General features: G+C 57.1%; 20 protein-coding genes and 1 pseudogene. 16 read left to right on the top strand and 5 right to left on the bottom strand.

All coding sequences use genetic code 11. From position 1 onward, the window contains the following. Positions 1–11: 11 nt before the first annotated feature. From pgsA to CORAM0001_RS00330, 4 genes are all read left to right on the top strand, one after another. Entirely contained in the window at positions 12–578 is a 567-nt protein-coding gene (gene pgsA, locus CORAM0001_RS00345; RefSeq protein WP_005509359.1) for a CDP-diacylglycerol--glycerol-3-phosphate 3-phosphatidyltransferase, read from the top strand. A 24-nt stretch (positions 579–602) separates the two neighbouring features. After that, entirely contained in the window at positions 603–1145 is a 543-nt protein-coding gene (locus tag CORAM0001_RS00340; protein WP_005509337.1) for a CinA family protein, read from the top strand. Positions 1146–1196: 51 nt separating this feature from the next. Continuing rightward, positions 1197–1631: a helix-turn-helix domain-containing protein gene (locus tag CORAM0001_RS00335; RefSeq protein WP_005509475.1), complete on the top strand. Its 435-nt coding sequence runs from the start codon at positions 1197–1199 to the stop codon at positions 1629–1631. Between the two features lie 141 nt (positions 1632–1772). Next, the gene (locus tag CORAM0001_RS00330) at positions 1773–2600 is read left to right on the top strand and encodes a PspA/IM30 family protein (RefSeq protein ID WP_005509356.1); all 828 of its coding nucleotides are present in this window, start codon (positions 1773–1775) and stop codon (positions 2598–2600) included. 5 nt (positions 2601–2605) lie between these two features. Here CORAM0001_RS00330 and CORAM0001_RS00325 read toward each other — a convergent pair whose 3' ends face one another. The 3 genes from CORAM0001_RS00325 to CORAM0001_RS00315 are packed head-to-tail and all read right to left on the bottom strand — an operon-like array spanning position 2606 to position 4575. Then, positions 2606–3226 (bottom strand): energy-coupling factor transporter transmembrane component T family protein, encoded by a 621-nt coding sequence (locus CORAM0001_RS00325; RefSeq protein ID WP_005509704.1) that lies wholly within the window; start codon positions 3224–3226, stop codon positions 2606–2608. After that, entirely contained in the window at positions 3223–3924 is a 702-nt protein-coding gene (locus CORAM0001_RS00320) for an energy-coupling factor ABC transporter ATP-binding protein (RefSeq protein WP_005509508.1), read from the bottom strand. Before CORAM0001_RS00320 ends, CORAM0001_RS00325 begins: the two co-directional genes overlap by 4 nt. 33 nt (positions 3925–3957) lie before the next feature. Next, the gene (locus CORAM0001_RS00315) at positions 3958–4575 is read right to left on the bottom strand and encodes a biotin transporter BioY (RefSeq protein WP_005509531.1); all 618 of its coding nucleotides are present in this window, start codon (positions 4573–4575) and stop codon (positions 3958–3960) included. 80 nt (positions 4576–4655) lie between these two features. Between CORAM0001_RS00315 and CORAM0001_RS10945 the strand changes: the two genes are divergently transcribed. The 5 genes from CORAM0001_RS10945 (at position 4656) to CORAM0001_RS00295 (ending at position 9345) form a co-directional block, all read left to right on the top strand. Then, on the top strand, positions 4656–4889 hold the full coding sequence (locus tag CORAM0001_RS10945) for a DUF3046 domain-containing protein (RefSeq protein ID WP_005509697.1): 234 nt from the start codon (positions 4656–4658) through the stop codon (positions 4887–4889). Between the two features lie 304 nt (positions 4890–5193). Beyond that, the gene (gene recA / locus CORAM0001_RS00310; RefSeq protein WP_038628758.1) at positions 5194–6297 is read left to right on the top strand and encodes a recombinase RecA; all 1104 of its coding nucleotides are present in this window, start codon (positions 5194–5196) and stop codon (positions 6295–6297) included. A 43-nt stretch (positions 6298–6340) separates the two neighbouring features. Beyond that, positions 6341–6949 (top strand): regulatory protein RecX, encoded by a 609-nt coding sequence (locus tag CORAM0001_RS00305; RefSeq protein ID WP_005509587.1) that lies wholly within the window; start codon positions 6341–6343, stop codon positions 6947–6949. Positions 6950–7055: 106 nt separating this feature from the next. Further along, the gene (miaB, locus tag CORAM0001_RS00300) at positions 7056–8603 is read left to right on the top strand and encodes a tRNA (N6-isopentenyl adenosine(37)-C2)-methylthiotransferase MiaB (RefSeq protein WP_005509644.1); all 1548 of its coding nucleotides are present in this window, start codon (positions 7056–7058) and stop codon (positions 8601–8603) included. Next, positions 8596–9345, top strand: a complete 750-nt coding sequence (locus CORAM0001_RS00295; protein ID WP_100066753.1) for an Rv2732c family membrane protein — start codon at positions 8596–8598, stop codon at positions 9343–9345. Before miaB ends, CORAM0001_RS00295 begins: the two co-directional genes overlap by 8 nt. Before the next feature lie 107 nt (positions 9346–9452). Here the strand turns inward: CORAM0001_RS00295 and CORAM0001_RS00290 are convergent, their stop codons facing one another. Then, positions 9453–10688: a DUF349 domain-containing protein gene (locus tag CORAM0001_RS00290; RefSeq protein WP_005509456.1), complete on the bottom strand. Its 1236-nt coding sequence runs from the start codon at positions 10686–10688 to the stop codon at positions 9453–9455. 290 nt (positions 10689–10978) lie between these two features. Between CORAM0001_RS00290 and CORAM0001_RS00285 the strand changes: the two genes are divergently transcribed. From CORAM0001_RS00285 to dapF, 3 genes and pseudogenes are all read left to right on the top strand, one after another. After that, entirely contained in the window at positions 10979–11683 is a 705-nt protein-coding gene (locus CORAM0001_RS00285; RefSeq protein WP_005509459.1) for a hypothetical protein, read from the top strand. A 67-nt stretch (positions 11684–11750) separates the two neighbouring features. Next, positions 11751–12652, top strand: a pseudogene (miaA, locus tag CORAM0001_RS00280) (tRNA (adenosine(37)-N6)-dimethylallyltransferase MiaA). Positions 12653–12683: 31 nt separating this feature from the next. After that, a complete protein-coding gene (dapF, locus tag CORAM0001_RS00275) occupies positions 12684–13607 on the top strand; it encodes a diaminopimelate epimerase (protein ID WP_005509372.1) in 924 nt (307 codons plus the stop codon). A gap of 67 nt (positions 13608–13674) precedes the next feature. Here dapF and CORAM0001_RS00270 read toward each other — a convergent pair whose 3' ends face one another. Continuing rightward, on the bottom strand, positions 13675–14454 hold the full coding sequence (locus tag CORAM0001_RS00270; protein WP_005509632.1) for a hypothetical protein: 780 nt from the start codon (positions 14452–14454) through the stop codon (positions 13675–13677). A 280-nt stretch (positions 14455–14734) separates the two neighbouring features. Here CORAM0001_RS00270 and CORAM0001_RS00265 point away from each other — a divergent pair, with 280 nt between their 5' ends. From CORAM0001_RS00265 to hflX, 4 genes are all read left to right on the top strand, one after another. Continuing rightward, on the top strand, positions 14735–14992 hold the full coding sequence (locus tag CORAM0001_RS00265; RefSeq protein ID WP_005509474.1) for a FeoA family protein: 258 nt from the start codon (positions 14735–14737) through the stop codon (positions 14990–14992). A gap of 42 nt (positions 14993–15034) precedes the next feature. Beyond that, positions 15035–17020 carry a ferrous iron transport protein B gene (gene feoB, locus CORAM0001_RS00260; RefSeq protein ID WP_005509407.1) on the top strand — a complete coding sequence of 662 codons (1986 nt, stop codon included), beginning with the start codon at positions 15035–15037 and terminating at the stop codon, positions 17018–17020. 102 nt (positions 17021–17122) lie between these two features. Next, the gene (locus CORAM0001_RS11150) at positions 17123–17440 is read left to right on the top strand and encodes a FeoC-like transcriptional regulator (protein ID WP_100066752.1); all 318 of its coding nucleotides are present in this window, start codon (positions 17123–17125) and stop codon (positions 17438–17440) included. 75 nt (positions 17441–17515) lie between these two features. Next, positions 17516–19123, top strand: coding sequence for a GTPase HflX (hflX, locus tag CORAM0001_RS00255; RefSeq protein WP_005509377.1), 1608 nt, complete (start codon positions 17516–17518; stop codon positions 19121–19123). Positions 19124–19206 lie beyond the last annotated feature (83 nt).

Raw genomic sequence — 19206 nt, 5'->3', positions numbered from 1 at the left:
AGGTAACAACTGTGACTGCTCCAAGTGCTGATACAAGCCGTGTTTCCAACTGGAACTTGCCCAATTTCCTGACCGTGCTTCGCATCCTCGGAGTGCCGGTGTTCCTGTGGGTACTACTTCAGGAGGGCGGCGAAGCCATCAGTTGGCGCTGGTGGTCGTTTGTCGTCTTCGCGCTTCTGATGGCGACTGACAAGTTGGACGGGCACCTCGCACGTAGCCGTAATCTTATTACCGACTTTGGCAAGATTGCCGATCCGATTGCCGATAAGGCTCTGATGCTGGCCGCGCTGATCGGTATGAACATCATCGAGATTCTGCCGTGGTGGGTGACTGTCATCATCGTGATTCGCGAAGGTGGCATCACCATCTGGCGTATGTTCGCACTGCGCCAGGGGCGTGTTGTTCCGGCTTCTCGGGGCGGCAAGATAAAGACGGTCCTGCAGTCTGTAGCAGTGGGACTATTCCTGATGCCAGTGGACTGGTTGTTCTGGCCGTCCTGGATCGTGATGATTGCCGCGATTGTCGTCACCATCGGTACCGGAATCCAGTACATCGTGGATGCGCGTAAGGTCTCGTAGAAGAATTAAGTGGAGGTTAAAGTTGTGAACACAGTCGAACACCTCGCCCAGAGCGACGACAACGCTGACGGTGTCGATGACGTTTCGCTTAAACTCGTCCAAGCGCTTACCTCCCGCGGCGAGACTTTTGCAGCCGCAGAATCACTTACCGCAGGTCTTCTCTGCGCCACCGTCGCTTCCGTACCGGGAGCCTCCGCCGTTCTGCGGGGTGGTGTTGTCACCTACGCCACTGACACGAAGGCGTTGCTTGCCGACGTGCCGCAGGATGTTTTGGCCGTATATGGCCCCGTGTCCGATTTGACGGCCCGGTATATGGCACTTGGAGTGGCGAATAAGACAGTGGCGGACTGGGGGATTTCGCTAACTGGCGTTGCTGGTCCAGCGATGCAGGATGGGCACGCAGTAGGTGAAGTCTGGTGTGGTCTGAAACCGCCGGGGGTTTCGTACCTTGATGGAGTAACCGCTGTTAGGTTGCCGGTGAATAGAGAGGGCTCGCGCGCGGAGATTCGTCGTCAAGCAGTGGTATTGGCGTTAGCGCTGTTGATGCAGAAACTCGACGGTAAGTAGAATTTTTGAAAATCGGGAACAGGTCGGCCCTCTAAAGCGTTAGAGAAAGTGATGACCAACAATACTGCACTTATGACCATTCGCTACCCAGCGGCAGATAGCGCTGCTGCTTTGGAGGCATCCATGGATGCAGCAGCACCGTCGACGGGGGTGGCTGTAGCGGAGCAGCCTGGATCGGTTGCAAAGTTAACGGCACAGGATTTGGCGGAACGGGGAGAATCCCGTGAGCCACTGCTGCGAGAGGCACTGGGGGAGACGCTGCGTGATATTCGCTCGCGAAGTGGACAGACGCTGCGAGAGCTTTCTGAAAATGCGGCTATTAGCCCTGGTTATTTGTCTGAGCTTGAGCGTGGACGGAAAGAAGTCTCATCTGAGCTGCTGGCGTCGGTATGCGCGGCGCTTGGTGTGACGGTGTCGGATTTGATGATGGAAGCGGCCACAGCGATGGCTCTGCATTCGGCGAGCCCGGAACTGGCAGCGATGTAAAAATCGGTTGCGGCGGTGGAATTTCATTCCATTGCTCCGGCACTTAGCACCCGAAGACGCTCGGCTTTAGTTAAGATTGGGTGCGCGATAAGCACAGACCTGCTTTGAGGTAGTTGCAATAAGAAAGGTGTATGGGACGCTATGGCTAATCCATTTGTAAAGCTGTGGAATTACTTGATGGCCGCTTTTGATTCCAAGATTGAGGAAAATGCTGATCCGAAGGTGCAGATTCAGCAGGCTATCGAAGATGCCCAGCGGCAGCACCAGGAACTATCGCAGCAGGCAGCGGCGGTGATTGGTAATCAGCGCCAGCTGGAAATGCGCCTTAACCGCCAGCTCGCTGAGATTGAGAAGCTGCAGGGGAATACTCGTCAGGCATTGCAGCTCGCTGACAAGGCTCGTGCTGAAGGGGATACTGCTAAGGCTACGGAGTATGAGAACGCAGCTGAGGCTTTTGCAGCTCAGTTGGTTACTGCTGAGCAGTCGGTAGAAGATTTGAAGGCTCTGCACGATCAGTCGCTGCAGCAGGCAGCTCAGGCTAAGAAGGCCGTCGAGCGTAATTCTATGCAGCTGCAGCAGAAGGTCGCGGAGCGCGCAAAGCTCCTCAGTCAGCTGGAGCAAGCAAAGATGCAGGAGAAGGTTTCCGAATCCCTGCAGTCGATGAATCAGATTTCTTCGGGGGCTACACCTAATTTGGATCAGGTTCGTGACAAGATTGAGCGTCGTTACGCTAACGCTCTTGGTCAGGCTGAGCTGGCTCAGAACTCCGTTCAGGGGCGTATGGCTGAGGTAGAAGCCGCAGGTGTTCAGCTTGCCGGCCACTCTCGCCTGGAGCAGATTCGCGCGGAAATGAACGGCGGCAACGAGCTCTCTGGTGGCGAGGCTCAGAAGTCCATCGAGGGAAGTGCTGCCTCCAACGTTGACCCTGCAGTCGCTGAGCGCATGCGTCAGTTGCGCGAGGGCAATTAATTCTGCTACTCACCTTCGCCACGTGCGATTAGCGAATCGCCCATTGCCTTCGAGCGGTTAATGGTTCGGATGACCACAGGTACGCCGAAGGCAATGATTGAGCCGGCAGCCCCTCGGGCTTTTCGAGCCTCCAGAACCTCCGCAGCGGCCATAACCTGAAGCGGAATCATACGCAGCGTCAGCGATAGTGCGAGCGCGATGGTGTCGACTGGTAGGCCGAAACGGGCGAACGGCTGCATCGCAGTGGTCAAAGTATCCATGATGTCGCTGACGCGGGTCGTCAGCGTTAGCAATATCGCCGCTGCGATTGCAGCGAGAAGCGCGAGGAAGGTCGTCAGCGCTTGCTCACCTCCGGCGCGCCACCACAGGAGAAGCGAAAGCAGCGCCAAAATGATTACGGCTCCACGGAGCTGTCGGAAAGCAACCATGGGTGGCACCTTGGCCACCGCATAAGCGACGGTGACAATTGCCAGGGCAATCGCCCCGCCTAGCCAGGTATCCACGAGAATTCCGGTGAGTAATAAAAATGCGATGACAATGATGAGTTTGGGGGCCGTCGGGAGCCTGTGCGCAGGCGACTTATGGTTGAGGTAAAGCCCTAACGGGACATCGGCTGGATGAATCATGAGCGGCCTTCTTCCGCACGAGTCATATCGCTGACGTATCGGTCAATAACACCCTTCGGCGCACCGTCGTCGACGATTTCACCTGCGCTTACACGGATAACTCGGTCGAAGTCCATAAGAAAATCCAGATCATGAGTGACCACGATAATTTGCTGCTCAAGCTGGGCGAAAATTTTCCGAATGTGGAGACGATTGCGCAAGTCGAGGAGCGTAGTGGGCTCATCGGCAATAATGGTCGTGGGATTAAGAATTAACACTGCCGCCAGCGCCAGAAGCTGTTTTTGTCCACCCGAGAGCACGTGTGGCGAGGCGTCAGCATGATCGGCGAGTCCAAATCGCTCGAGGGCTTCCTGCACCAGTCGGTTACGCTCATCCTTTGACAGTTTTCGCTTGCGTAGTGAAAAGGCAATGTCCTCTGCGACTGTCGGCATCACAATTTGGTTATCCGCATCAGAAAAGATAAAGCCGACCTTCTTGCGAATTGCCTTTGCCTGCTCTGCGACATTCATGTCCTCATATGTGACCGTGCCGCCGGTGACTGGGCCAAGGCCGTTAATAAGTCGCACCAGCGTGGACTTACCGCCACCGTTTTCGCCGATAATGCCGATGCGGTTCTCTGTGAGAGTTAGGGTGGTTGGCTTCAGTATCTGGCGTCCCGAATAGGTTGCGGAAGCGCGGTCAAAAGCGATGGTGGGCATAGTGCGACTCGAGGACCTTTCTAAGCCTGTGGGTTAATTGCCCGAAGTGGCTGCTTCCTTAACCAAACGACTTTGCTTTCGGTTGGCAGCGTCGGGAAGCAAATCAGGGAAAGCCTGCAGTACGGCAGTAGCAATAAGCGCGGCTACGACAACCTTTGCAACGTCGCCCGGGATAAACGGGACGTTCGTAATCAGCGCGTCGGTGAAGCTAAGCCCCATACGCCATGCCAATCCGACAGATCCGAAGAAGTACTGCAGTAGAACTCCGACGAGGCCCGCGCCGATGAAGACGCTGATACGTGAAACCTTCGCCCGTGGTGCTTGCTGGGCAATCGCGCCTATTGCGAAACCGGCAATTAAGTAGCCGACAATGTAGCCCACGGTAGGGCCGGGCAGTGCGGCGAGAAGTGGTTTCCAGCCCGCCATGTTAGGGACACCCACGAGACCAACTGCCAGGAACAGGGCAGTGGCGAGGCCGCCGCGTTTGAATCCGAGAATCATCCCGGCCAGTGCGATGCCCATGTTCTGTAGCACGATTGGCACGCCCAGTCCGCCAACGGGAATGGCAATCCCGCCGAGAACGATGATCAGTGCTGCGAAAGCAGCGATAATAGTGAGGTCATACACCTTGGAGTTATTCACAGCTTTCATCTTAAACCCCTGGGTTGAGCACTGTTCAGGCGGGGGCGCGGGGATTAGGTTATGAAATAAGGGTGGCCAGGTAGGTATCAGTGACAGGTATCTTGTACGTTGGTCTCATGCGATTGGCCGATTTTCACAACTTCGTCAACCACGAATTTGGGCCTCAGCACGGCCCGTGGCTGTTGCATTCCCATGTACTGATGGAATATGGAAAAACTCCCGCGGAATTGCTCGAAGACGGGGTCGAACCTCGAGATATCTGGTGGGCACTGTGTAGGGAACACGATATTCCTGAAGACCGTTGGTACGGTCCTGACGAATAGGTTCCGGCGTAGACGACGGAGAATGCTTGCCTGTGGCTCTTGCGTGTCGTTGCCATTCGAACAGGGTTTCGCATATTATCGAAAGTGCTGATGAAGTCAATCCGTCTGATTCGGTATAACTTCCGGGTGTAACCGGCAGTAGAGGTGTCGCGGACCAATTTGGAACCGGAACGGCTAGTTTTGCGCCTAATTAAGTGTGAGCGAAGTTTCTGTTTTGGATGAAAATCGGGACACACATTCTCTGAGTACGGCTCCAGATCCCGATACCGTATGCGACAATGACAATGAGGAAGAACAACGAACTATGGCTCGTAAGAAGGCTACGGCTTCGAACCAGGGCAATGATCGCCTGAAGGCGCTCGATGTAGCTCTGGCGAATATTGAGAAGGACTTTGGTAAGGGTGCAGTTATGCGCCTGGGAGACGACAATCGTCCTCCAATTCAGGTTATTCCCTCCGGCAATATCGCCATCGACGTGGCCTTGGGCCTGGGTGGGTTCCCACGTGGTCGTATCGTAGAAATTTATGGTCCAGAATCCTCAGGTAAGACCACAGTCGCACTTCATGCTATTGCAGAGGCGCAGCGGCAGGGCGGTATTGCCGCATTTATTGATGCGGAGCATGCACTGGATCCGGTTTATGCGCGCAAGCTTGGGGTAGATACGGACAACCTTCTGGTATCCCAACCAGATACCGGTGAGCAGGCACTTGAGATCACAGATATGTTGGTGCGTTCCGGCGCTATTGACATCATTGTGGTTGACTCGGTGGCCGCGTTGACGCCGAAGGCTGAAATCGACGGTGAAATGGGCGATTCCCACGTTGGTCTGCAGGCGCGGTTGATGAGTCAGGCGCTGCGAAAGATGACGGGTGCGCTGTCTAACACCGGCACCACTGCCATCTTCATTAACCAGCTGCGTGAAAAGATTGGCGTCATGTTCGGCTCTCCTGAGACCACCACGGGTGGTAAAGCACTGAAGTTCTACGCTTCCGTTCGCTGTGACGTACGCCGAATTCAGACGTTGAAGGACGGCCAGGATGCGGTGGGTAACCGCACGCGCTTGAAGGTAGTCAAGAACAAGGTGTCACCGCCGTTCAAGCAGGCAGAGTTTGACATCATCTACGGCGAGGGCATTTCGCGTGAGGGCTCGTTGATTGACATGGGCGTTGATAACGGCATCGTCAAGAAGTCCGGTTCGTGGTTTACCTACGAGGGCGATCAGTTGGGACAGGGCAAGGAAAAGGCTCGTATGCACCTGCGCGAGAATCCAGAAATTGCCCAGGAAATCGAAGTCAAGATTAAGAAGAAGCTCGGGGTCGGGGAATTCGCTGAGGTCGAGGACGAGACCGATATCGATGCCCCTGTCGATGTCGTGCCGGACATCGACTTCGATGATTTGGAAGACTAGCTAGCTTGAGGCGTAGTGCCGCGACACATGAAAAGTGAGGACAGTGGAGGATCGTAACGGCCGCGATGTGCGGGAGACTATCGAAAAGCTTGCTCAGCAGATTGCGGCAGCTGACGGTAGTTCGCTCTACGATGCGGGTCGTGAGGAATCCAAGGCTCCGATTCGTGCTAAGGCGCTGCGCTTGCTCGATCAGCGAATGCGCTCCCGCAAGGAACTCGTAGAAAGGCTCGAGGCAGTCGAGGAGTTTCCAACCTCGATGATTGAAGAAGTTGTTGATGACCTGACCCGAAGCGGATTGGTCAATGACGAGCTTTTCGCATCCGAATGGGTGCGGCAGCGCTTTGCCAGTCGCGGTAAGTCGAAGATGGTTTTGAACCGGGAGCTGAAGGAAAAGGGCATTGATGCTTCGCTTCGTGCTGATGCGTTGGAACAGATTACGCACAACGCGGAAGAAGAAGTCGCCCGGAAGCTAGCGGCGAAGAAAGCGGCCACTATTAAATCAGTGGCACCTGACTTCAACTCCAAGCAAAAGGATTTACGCAAGGTTGTCGGTGTGCTGGCGCGGCGCGGTTTCCCCTCCGAATTGTCCATGAGCATTGCTCGGGACCAGTTAGAAGAGCGATACCGAGAACTGGAAGAGGACACAGATTAGCGTCGGTGCCACCACACGCCGGATTAGTACGCCGACGGCGCACCGGCCAGGTTTAAAGGGACCGCTGATTGGGGAAATGGGCCATAAACAGCTAACCTAAACTGCCGTGACTACCCCTTCTTTGAACTCTCAGCAGCAGTCTTCGCCTCGCACATATGAGGTACGTACGTTCGGTTGTCAGATGAACGTCCATGACTCGGAACGACTGTCTGGCTTGCTGGAAGAAAACGGTTATGTAGCGGCTGCAGAAGGCGAGAATCCCGATCTGGTCGTTTTCAACACCTGTGCCGTTCGAGAGAATGCGGACAACCGCCTTTATGGCACATTGGGACAGCTCAAACCGGTCAAGGATGCTCACCCAGGCATGCAGATTGCCGTCGGTGGTTGCTTGGCCCAGAAGGATAAGGATGTCGTCGTAAAGAAGGCCCCATGGGTGGACGTCGTCTTCGGTACACATAACTTGGGTTCGCTGCCAGCACTGTTGGAACGCGCCGCTCATAATGACCGGGCTGAAGTCGAGATTAAGGACGCGCTGGAAGAATTTCCCTCGGTGCTGCCGGCCAAGCGTGAATCCACTTACGCAGGTTGGGTGAGTATTTCTGTAGGCTGCAATAACACGTGCACCTTCTGTATCGTCCCCAGCTTGCGTGGTAAGGAACGCGATCGTCGTCCGGGCGAGATTCTCGCTGAGGTGCAGGCACTCGTGGAGCAGGGCGTTACTGACGTCACCCTCCTCGGCCAGAATGTCAACGCCTATGGCGTTAACTTCGCCGACCCTGACATGGAACGCGACCGCTCGGCTTTTTCCAAGTTGCTGCGCGCCTGCGGCCAGATTGAGGGGTTGGAGCGTGTGCGCTTTACGTCTCCGCACCCAGCTGAGTTCACCGATGATGTCATCGACGCCATGGCGGAGACACCGAATGTGGTTCATCAGTTGCACATGCCACTACAGTCCGGTTCCGACCGAGTGCTGAAAGACATGCGCCGTTCCTACCGCACCAAGAAATTCCTGGGAATTCTGGACAAGGTTAGGGAGAAAATGCCGGATGCGGCCATTACCACTGACATCATTGTCGGTTTCCCCGGTGAGACTGAAGAGGACTTCCAGGCAACTCTCGACGTAGTGGAAAAGGCTCGCTTTAGTTCGGCGTTCACCTTCCAATACTCGCCACGCCCGGGAACTCCGGCGGCAACAATGCCGGATCAGGTTCCTCCAGAGGTTGTGAAGGAACGCTATGGTCGGCTGTTAGCGCTTCAAGAGCGCATTTCCGAGGAAGAAAACGCCAAGCTAGTCGGCAGGGAAGTAGAGCTGCTGGTCAGCCAGTCCGATGGCCGTAAGAATGCGGAGACTCATCGCATGTCTGGTCGGAGTCGGGATGGCCGCCTGGTGCACTTCAGCCCGTCGGAAAGCGAACCAGGCGTCGTCGACCGAAAGATTCGCCCAGGTGATTACGTGACAGTACGCGTGACCGACTCCGCACCGCACTTCCTCATTGCTGACTCCGGTGTGCTCACACACCGCCGCACTAAGGCGGGGGATAATGTAGAGGTCGGTCAGACTCCGACGACCGCTCCGATTGGAGTAGGTCTGGGCTTGCCGAAGATTGGGCGCCCGGAGAAAACGAGTGTAAGTGAGGGATGCGGCTGTGAGTAGTGACAAGGCTTCGCCGGAAAGTGATATGGAATCCACTAGCGAGCAGTCGGTGGAATCTGCGCAGGCACTGCGGGTTCAGGAGCGCAAGGCCGCTGGCGAGCTGGATCTCGGCCGTGCGGTGATTCCGATGATGGTTGCCGTCATCGGCCTCATTACGAGTTTCTTCCTTCCGCACTCGGGCGTCGTTTTGGGCTTTGATGTGTTGCTGGATACGGATGTTGCGCATCAGTACTTCACGACCCGACCGGAGCGAATTTACTCCATTCTCGTGGTGGTAGGTGTCTTGCTAGCTATTGCCACGCTGATTACGCGGACGACGATTCTCGCGTTCGTTACCTGGTTTTTTGCCTGCATCCAGATGGTCTACTCAGTTTTCGCTGGTTGGATGCGACAGTCTCGTCCACAGGAACTGGCCGGCGAGGGTATTTCCTTCGGACTAATACTCGGTATTTTCTGCAGTTTTCTACTGGCCATTTCCGTGACTTTCATCGCTTTCCGACGCAGTAAGGAGCAGCTTGCAATCGCGACGAAACGTCGCAAGCACGCTGACACCGATCCGGTACTGCGCGCGCAGCAGGTTTACCTGCGGGCGGGTCTGACACCGAATACGACTACGGATGTTGAGGTCGTCGACGACCGCCGTGAACGCGCTCGCCGACGCAATCGTGGCCAGCAGGGCAGTAGCGCGGAGAATGTCTCTCAGCAGACCGGCGAACAGGACGAACAGGTCTGTGACGAGTAGTGAGACGTTTTAACCATCGACGCGTTGCCAGCGCATAGCTGAGCCAGAATTCTGTTGAGGACGCCGGAGAGCAGGAAGCTGCTTCCCCGACACACAACTAGTTTCTGTTAGAGCTCTTTGAGAGTCTCCGCAGCCTGCTCTGCCCACTGTCGCCACTGTTCGGCCTGCTCCCGAGCCTTGGCTGCCTGAGAAGCCTTGCCCTTCGCCTCGAGCTCGGCCGCCTTCTGCTCAAACTCTGCCGCGCGGTCGGCGAACTGCTGGACGCGAGCCTGTGCTTCGGGGTCGGTGCGGCGCCACTGCGAATCAGCAGCATCGGAGACGCGCTTTTCCAGTGCGCCAATGCGGTTTTCATACTCACGCACACGACCACGCGGCACAAAGCCGATGGCCTCCCATTTCTCTTGCAACTGACGCAGTTCGTTGCGAGCGTGATCGAGGCCCTTGGACGGATCAATGCGGTCTTCGTATTCAGCCAGCAGTGCGTCCTTGGCCGCAGCGTTTTGCTCGAACTCCTTGTCGCGAGCTTCATTGACCGCGTTGCGAGCACCAAAGAACTCATCCTGGGCGGCCTTGAACTGCGCCCACAGCTTGTCATCGACCTCGCGTGGGGCTCGACCAGCGGCCTTCCACTCAGCCATCAGGTCACGGAAGGCAGCAGCGGTGCCACCCCAATCAGTGGAGGTCTTCAGGGCCTCAGCTCGCTCAATGATGTCCTCCTTAGCGCGGCGAGCAGCCGCACGGTTGCGGTCCAGTTCCGCAAAATGGGCACCGCGGCGGCGGTTGAAAGAATCACGCGCGCGGGAGTAACGGCGCCAGAGTTGATCATCAGTTTTGCGGTCGATGCCGCGAATCTGCTTCCACTCCGTGAGAATCTCGCGGATACGGTCGCCGGCGACCTTCCACTCGGTGGAGTTCTCTGCGAGCTCCTCGGCCTCCGTGGCGAGCTCTTCCTTACGTGCGATGGCGTTCTTACGGCGCTCTGCCTTGTCGTGAGCGACTTTTTCCTCTGCGACGTGGGAGGCGGCAATGACCTCTGCGAGGCGCTTATCCAGCGCATCGATATCGCCGAGGACCGTGGCGGTGGCAAGGCTCTCACGCAGTTCAACTGCGTTGTGAGAAATGGTCTTTGCCTCCTGCGGGTGGGAAACTACACGAGATTCCAGTAGCTCGACCTCGGTGGCCAGATCCTCGTAGCGCTTGCCGTAGTGGGCATAGCCCTCTTCTACGGTGCCAGCCTGCCAGGAACCAATATTGCGTTCGCCGGCACTGGTGACCAGCCAAACAGTGCCGTCTTCATCAATGCGGCCAAACTTCTTCGGATCATTGTGGACAGCATGTGTCACAGCGGCGGACCCCGCAGGCGCTGGAGCGGCTCCAGGGGCCTTACGATGAGCCGGCATTGCGCCTGGTCGAGGTCCCGGACGTGGACCCGGGCGTGGACCTGGCTTAGGGGAATTGCTGGTACCGGTCATAGTGGGTAAACCTCTTCCAATCTTCATGCAGAACTGCCGCGCGACACGGCTGCCATCAAACACTTACGGTATGTGCTCGAGTATCCCAAAAATTTTGGCACAGCGCGCGTAACACCGCCGGAATAAGGCATCGACTAGCCCCTCACGGTAGCGTTGAGGACGTGAATTCGCGTTTGCCTCGGCTTGTTAGTGTTCCGCGTGCGCTCCTCATCGTCGAGGAGCTGGGTGGTTTTGCATCCACAGCCACGGAATTGCGCCGTCACGCCCGTGAAGCTGTCGCGATGCTGTGGGCTGGTGACGCACCCGGGGAGCCCGGCGCGGTCGCTATTATCACTGGCAGAATGCAGACGAAGTCCCCGCACCAGAGCAGCACACCCGGCAGCTTCTCCCCGTATGGGGTTGATGTCACGGTGTCCGGTGGAACCGAATTACCTGAGCTGCTGGGGCGCTGGCTTATCGAAGACTACGCACGACGGAATTCTGAAGGACACACTGGCCGCGTCGTGCAGGCAACGTGCTTCGACTCTATCGCCGAGGCGCTCGCTGCCGGTCACACGCGTCTGCTCGTGCTTGTCGACGGCGCATTCGGCCTTGCGGACGATTCCCCGGTCGGCGTAGTTGAGGGTGCAGCGGAGGTTGATGCGCTGTGCAGTTTGATTGCTGGGCAGGACTGCTCAACCGTTAATGTGGAAAATATTGTGTTTCCAGCTCCCGGCGCGTACGCGGCCGAGTTATGGCAGCAGCTGAGTAAAGCTGCTGCAAGCTGGATGGGGTCTGGAATGACCGTCGTAAAGCGTTCTTACTATGACGGGGCGCCTTATGGCATCGGTTACCACGTGGCCAGCTGGCAGTGTGTTGCGGAGTAAGAGCTCGCATTTTTAGTTTTTGTGCAGGAGTGTGAACTGGGTAGTGACGGCTTTCGAGAGTGAGAGCTTGCCGGTGCCGATTGCGGTGGTAGGGCCGACGGCGTCGGAAAGTCGGATTTGGGGCTGGTACTTGCGGAGCAGCTTGGCGGTGAGGTCGTCAATGTTGATTCGATGCAGCTGTATCGAGGAATGGATATCGGAACGGCAAAGCTGTCGGTGGATCAGCGGCGGGGGATTCCGCACCACCAACTAGATGTTCTGAACGTGACGCAGCCGGCGAGTGTAGCGACGTATCAGCGTGAGGCGGTCGCGGATGTTGAGGCCATTCGCGCGCGGGGGAAAGTCCCCATCCTTGTCGGCGGGTCAATGATGTATGTGCAGGCGTTGGTGGACGACTGGCAGTTCCCACCTACGGACCCCGAGGTACGTGCGAAATGGGAGGCAGTGCAGGACGAGATCGGTCCGGCGGCGTTGCATGATCGGCTGGCAGAGATTGATCCGGATGCGGCGGCAATTATTGAGACCAACGACCCGCGGCGCACTGTCCGTGCCTTGGAGGTCATCGAGCTGACAGGTAAACCTTTTGCAGCGTCGAAGCCGTCGATTGATAAGCCACCGCGGTGGAATACGCGCATATTGGGATTGCGCACACAGGCGGAATGGCTAAATCCGCGGATTGAACAGCGGACGCGGGGCATGTTTGCCGCTGGCCTGGTGGAAGAAACTGAGAGATTGATTGCGCAAGGGTTGCGCGAAGGTGTGACCGCTAGTCGCGCGATTGGCTATGCACAGGTGCTGGACTACTTCGATGGCGTTTACGACCTGGATACGGCTTGTGAACGAACGATTACTGGTACGCGCAGGTATGTGCGACGTCAACGCTCCTGGTTCAACCGTGATCATCGAATCGGGTGGCTAAACGCTGCCGGTGACGTGCCGGGACAGGCCTTTTCCGCACTTGGTCTGTAAGAGATGAGGACCTCCCGCTAGCATCAAGGGCATGGTTTCATTTGCCAAAGGCCACGGTACTCAAAACGATTTCTTGATTTTTCCAGATGATTTGGTGTCGATCGAATTGACCGAATCACTCGTCGCAGCAGTGTGCGATCGACAGCGGGGTCTTGGCGCTGACGGCGTCCTGCGGGTTGCCCGAGCGGGGAAACTCGTCGATGCCGGTGTTTTGACGGCATTGCCGGAGGGAGTTAAAGCCGACGATTGGTTTATGGACTACCGCAATAGTGACGGTTCTATTGCCGAGATGTGCGGGAATGGTGTCCGCGTTTTTGGACACTATATTGCCGCGATTCACAGCCCGGACAGTGTCGTCGACGGAACTCTGCGGGTGGGCACTCGAGCAGGGCTGCGCGCTGTTTCGATTGATGAGCTCAGCCGCAGGCATGCGGTCGTCGGGGTGAATATGGGGCAGCCGGAGGTCCTTGGCCTCGCTACTGCGTTCATTGGCTCGGGCAACAATGCACTGAAATTCGCCGGGATTGGTGTCGACGTGGGAAATCCGCATTTGGCCTGCGTCATGCCGGGCCTGAGTGCCGCCGGTCTGGCGGAGCTGGAATTGGAAGCGGCGGGTAGTGTCGCGAAGCCAGTGCGTGCCGACGAAGCCATGTTCCCGAACGGCCTCAACCTGGAAATTGTCACCCCGCTGGATGCCTCTGATTCGGTGTCCATGCGAGTAATTGAACGTGGAGTTGGTGAGACCCGTTCGTGTGGTACCGGCACGGTTGCCGCAGCAATTGCCGCGCTGGCCGATGCCGGCCGGACTGAGGGGGCTGTGACAGTCAAGGTGTCCGGCGGTGTGGTGACTGTGGATGTCCACAAAGCCAGCAATGCGGATGGGGCCTTCTCAGCGACCTTGACCGGGCCGAGCGTGATTCACACGCTCGGCGATATTGAGCTGGAAGCCCTGTGACTGATAGCTAGTGCAGCAGGAGCGCTAGCGGGGTAGCGGAGGCGGTGGGGGGGGGAGAGTTATCGGACTAGTGTCCGCCGCAGCCGCCATCGCCACAACCACAGCCGCCATCGCCACAACCGCCACCACAGCCCTGCGGAGGGATAATTTCACCCGTCAGCGAGAAAGTGCCGGAGACGACCATGCCCGGCTGGGGAGCTTCGTCGCCGCCGGGGACAAGTACGTCCATGGGAGTCGGCAGAGCAAGATTGAGCACCCAGAACTTCTTGCCGGTTAGCTCATTGACATGCTTGCGGGAGTTATTGATAACACCGGCCAGTTTGACGGTTGCACTAGGCGATGCCTTGCCGACCTGATCTCCGACAATTGCCTTAGCACCTTCGAAGTCCAATGTTGTCGGGGTTGCCCCAGTGCGCTTCTCGTACTCTTCGGCGGATGCGTCGAGGGTGAAATCAGTTGCCAGAGCTGATAGCGCGACGTGCTCAAAAGTCTGAGTTCCGGCATCAACAATCATCGGCCCTTGTGACAGCAGGCAGGTAGCGACCTCGATGACCTTGTCAAAGTTATCTGAGGAGGGATCGTCCTCGACGATTTCCACGAGTGCCAAGACATCGTCCACGCTGGATACATGGGCGGTGACGGTCGGGCTGCCCGCGAAGCCGGCGTAGGTAGAAAATGGTTCAACACCCAGGATGTGCAGACGCGCACCAGAGGAATCTTCGAAACGGACCAGCTGGCCGCCGCGGACCTCGCCGATGACCGACAGATTGTCACTGGCAATCGCGGCTTCCATCGCGTCTCGCCAGCTGGGGTAGTCCATGCCAATGCTTAGCAAGTCAGTAGTCATACTTCTCGATAATACTTCCCATATCTTCATCTGCGAACTAACGAATCGCACGTCAGCACATTGTGCTCTGGGGCGCCTAAAACCATTCCTTCACACCGCGGTAACTATTCGGATTGGACTAACAATTCTGCCACGCTAAATAGGTGAATATTAAGTGTGGTATAAATAACTTTCCTTAGGTGTGCCCGGTTTATTCCATTTAGGCATGCCTAAGAGTAAGCTCATCTCCGTAAACACTCAATGCTTAGCTTAATTCTTATCTATGTAAGCGAGGTTTCTCATGCTCGGATTGCGGTTTCGAAAACAGTCGGATGACATTCAGTCGCTTGCCGACGTCCCGGTGGGGGTAACCGTCACTCTGGGAGCGTCGCATGTGGATGAGTGCCTGTGTCGCAGGCTTTCGCAACTGGGGCTTCGCCCTGGAATGAGTGTCACTGTGGGACGGAGCACCAGCGGCGGTGGGCGAATCGTCCATGCTGGCGCAACGCGCTACGCCATCGATGCCAGCACGCTGCACAAGATGTCCATCGCGGGTTAGTCCCGTACATCTCTTTTCTCACCTCCCTCCTGAAAGTTAACAATGACAACACCTACGGATTCTTCAACGCGAAAATTCGCATCTACGCCCAGCTGTCATGCGTGCAGCGGCGGTGCACCAGCAAAGGAGGGTGCACCTGTTGTTGCCGTAGTCGGCGCTCCGAACTCCGGTAAGTCAACACTGTTCAATAGTTTGACTGGTGCGAAAGCGCAGATGGGCAATTGGCCTGGTACGACCGTGGAGGTCAGTCGCGGCGCGTGGAAGACCGATGCCGCTGAGTACGATGTCATCGATTTCCCGGGTGCCTACTCGCTGGATGCCATGAGCCCGGACGAAGAGCTCACTCGCGAGATGCTCATCGAGAAACCGGAAGAAGAACGCCCGGATCTCGTCGTTGTCGTTGTCGACGCCACGGCACTGGGGCGTGGCCTCTACATGGCTGCGGAGTTGGCGGAGCAGCCCCAGCGCATCGTTCTGGCCCTGACCAAACTCGATGTTGCCAAGGCCAAGGGCATCGATGTGAATCCGGACGCATTGCAGTCAGCTATGGGGATGCCAGTGGTGGCGCTGGATCCCCGTCGTAAAGCGGGAATGGCGCGGTTGGCCGACGCGGTAGCTGCGGCTCTGGACGGATGTAGTTCGGTATCGTCACCGATTCGCCGGGCCGATGGTGACTCGATTGAACGCCTGGACGACGCACGCTTTGCCGCGATTGATGCGGCGGTTGCGGCAGCTACGGGCGGGGTAGAAGATCGCCAGACGTTCTCCGACCGCATTGATAACGTGGTTCTCCATCCGGTTCTCGGACCGATTGTGTTCCTGGCGGTCATGTGGGCAGTCTTCCAGATCACGACCACGGTGGCAGCGCCGTTGCAGGACGGTTTAGAAACCCTTATTACCGGTAATTTCGCAGATCTGGTTACCCGCGGATTAGAAGCGATGGGATGGGACCATCCGATTGTCACGGGGCTGCTTGTGAACGGCATCATCGGCGGTGTCGGCATGGTGCTGACCTTTGTTCCGCTGATGGCACTCATGTTCCTGTGCCTCGCAGTGCTCGAGGATTCAGGGTATATGGCGCGTGCGGCCGTGGTGGCGGACCGTGTCATGCGTGTAATTGGTCTTCCGGGTAAGGCATTTATTCCGCTCATCGTCGGCTTTGGTTGTAACGTGCCAGCGATTTCGGCGACACGTGTGCTAAGTAATCCGCGCCACCGCATATTGACGGCACTACTGGTTCCGTTTACCTCCTGTTCGGCGCGCCTAACCGTGTATGTCATGCTGGGTGCGGTGTTCTTCCCGGAACACGCGGGCACCGTCGTCTTCGCTATGTACGTGATCTCGATTCTGCTGATCGTTCTGACCGGCCTTGCGCTGCGTAAGACTCTGTGGCGCACCATGCCGTCGGAACCGCTGGTCATTGACCTGCCAACCTACCAGCTACCGACTGCACGACTGGCACTATCAGTGATGTGGATGCGTCTGAAGGGCTTTCTGCAGACCGCTAGTGGAATCATCGTCAGCACCGTCATCGTCGTTTGGCTACTGATGTCTATCCCGGTTGTCTCCGGGCACTCCTTTGCCGATGAAGACCTGGCACCGCAGGACTCCGCATACGGTACAGTCAGCGCAACTATTGCTCCTGTTTTTAACCCGGCAGGTTTCGGCACATGGTCTCTGACAGGTCCGTTGGTGACGGGCTTTGTGGCCAAGGAAGCCGTCATTTCTACCTGGGCACAGACCTATGCAGTGGAGGACGTCACCGACTCGGATTCGAGCGAACAGGCCTCCAGCCCGCTCGCGGAGAATATTCGACGTGACTTTGACAATGCATCCGATGGAAATGGATTGGCAGCAGTCTGGGCCTACATGATCTTCCTGCTGGCTTACACACCGTGCGTGGCTACGCTCGCGGCACAACGCCGCGAGATCGGCTTGAAGTGGACGGGCTTCGGTTTGCTAGCGCAGCTGGTCGTTGCATGGGCACTGGCCGTGATTGTTTTCCAAGGGTTGAAACTGTTCCTGTAAAGCCTCGTAAATTCCTAGGAGCTTCGGCAAAGCTACTAGGACACATTTTCCAACTAGAAATCAGGTCCAACAAGAATCCCGATACGGAAAGGAGCTATCGCCGTGGGACTCTTTAGAGCCAGGAAGAATACGACGGTTACTCGTCGGCCTACAGAAGCCGTCCAGGATGCAATTGCGCAGGGCATTAGCTCCCGGCGCAAAATCTGCGAAATCACCGGCCTGCAGCGAGCAACGGTAGACCTCATCCTTGACCGCATGGAACACACCGGCCAACTGCGCCGGGAATCCCTCGGTGGCATGTGCCCAGGCGGAGGTTGTTCCAACTGCGGAGTGTCCGACAGTGGTACGTGTGCTGGCGGTAGTACTAACAGTGGTCCGGTTGCACTGGTTCTGACACGCAGGCCACCTTCTGCAGCCTAAGTCTTGAGCTTCAGCTCGGTATTCTCCGCACACAATGCGGAGAATTTGGCTTGTCATGCGACAATAGCAGCTAGTATGACGAATTTTTCCAACAACTTTGATGAGGTCAGCGACGAAATGTCGCAGCAGGCTAGCACCTCGCACGAGATGGACGATTTTCTCATCGACGCTAATGATGCTGGCGAAAACGCCGATAGTGCCTCCGGGGATGCGTTCGCAACGAACGTCGGCACGCAAAGGGAACCTACGGTCGGTGATTTGGATCTGGAGGCGCGTTCCTCTCTGCGCCGGCTGACCAGGTCAGTAGCACATACTGAGTCTGAAGAGGCGATGGTCGAGTACCGTCAGCTCCGCCTAGAACGCGTGGTGCTGCTCGGTGTCTGGACATCCGGGACCCTTCAGGAAGCCGAAGTGGCGATGGAGGAGCTCGCCGCACTGGCAGAGACTGCAGGTTCGGAAGTTTTAGAGATGGTGCTGCAGCGCCGCGATAAGCCGGACCCTGGCACTTACGTGGGATCTGGCAAGCTCAACGAGCTTCGCGATATTGTCGCTTCTACCGGCGCAGATACAGTTATTTGCGACGGTGAGCTGTCCCCCGGCCAATTGGTGGCGCTGGAAGACCGGCTTGACGCCAAGGTTATTGACCGCACCATGCTGATTCTGGATATCTTTGCTCAGCACGCGAAGTCCAAGGAGGGCAAGGCGCAGGTCTCGCTGGCACAGATGCAGTACTTGTACACGCGTCTGCGCGGCTGGGGTGGCAACCTGTCGCGTCAGGCTGGTGGTCGCGCGGGCTCTAACGGCGGCGTGGGTCTGCGTGGTCCGGGTGAAACTAAGATTGAAACCGATCGTCGGCGACTGCGCCAAGATATGGCGCGGATTCGCAAGGAATTGGCCGGCATGAAGACTGCGCGTGAGATTAAGCGCGCACGTCGTAAGGCTGGGCACCTGCCGCGCGTGGCAATTGTCGGCTACACCAACGCGGGCAAGTCTTCGTTGCTCAATGCGCTGACAGACGCTGGGGTGTTGGTGGAAGACGCGCTGTTTGCAACGCTGGATCCGACGACTCGTCGCACCAAGCTTCGCGACGGCCGCACGGTGATTATGACCGATACGGTCGGATTTGTTCGCCACTTGCCGACCCAGCTCATTGAAGCTTTTCGCTCGACCTTGGAAGAGGTACTCGAAGCCGACGTCATCATGCACGTCGTAGACTCCTCTGACCCATTCCCGCTGGATCAGATTAAGGCTGTCAACAAAGTCATCAACGAAATCGCGGAGGAAGAAAAGGCTGAGATTCCGCCCGAGCTGTTGGTAGTCAACAAGGTGGACAAGGCCGATGGCATTACCCTGGCACAACTGCGCCACCAGCTCGATGATGCGGTCTTTGTCTCTGCGCGAACGGGTGAGGGGATCGGTGAACTGGAGACCCGACTCGAGCTTGCTCTCAATGAGCTGGAGTCTCACGTTCACATGTTGATCCCCTATGACAAGGGCAATATTGTCTCCATGCTCCACGAAGATGCGACCGTGCTGTCGGAGACATGGACGGAGCAAGGCACCCAGATGGATGTGCGTTTGCCCACTAGCCTCGCGGATGAACTGTCGGCGTACCACATTGAACCTGCAGCAGATACTGACTTCACGGCTGATGCGAATGAGGAAAGTAGCATTGACTCCTAGCCGGAATAGTGCGAGCGGAAAAGAGCTCCGGCAGTCCTGGGGTTGAGGCGGTATCCGTGGCGTGATCTGCGGTGGGCATCCAC

Origin of the sequence: Corynebacterium amycolatum SK46 (assembly GCF_000173655.1) — a bacterium.
Classification (GTDB): domain Bacteria; phylum Actinomycetota; class Actinomycetes; order Mycobacteriales; family Mycobacteriaceae; genus Corynebacterium; species Corynebacterium amycolatum_A.
The sequence above is the reverse complement of the archived record's forward strand: the minus strand, read 5'-3'. Positions and strand labels throughout refer to the sequence as shown.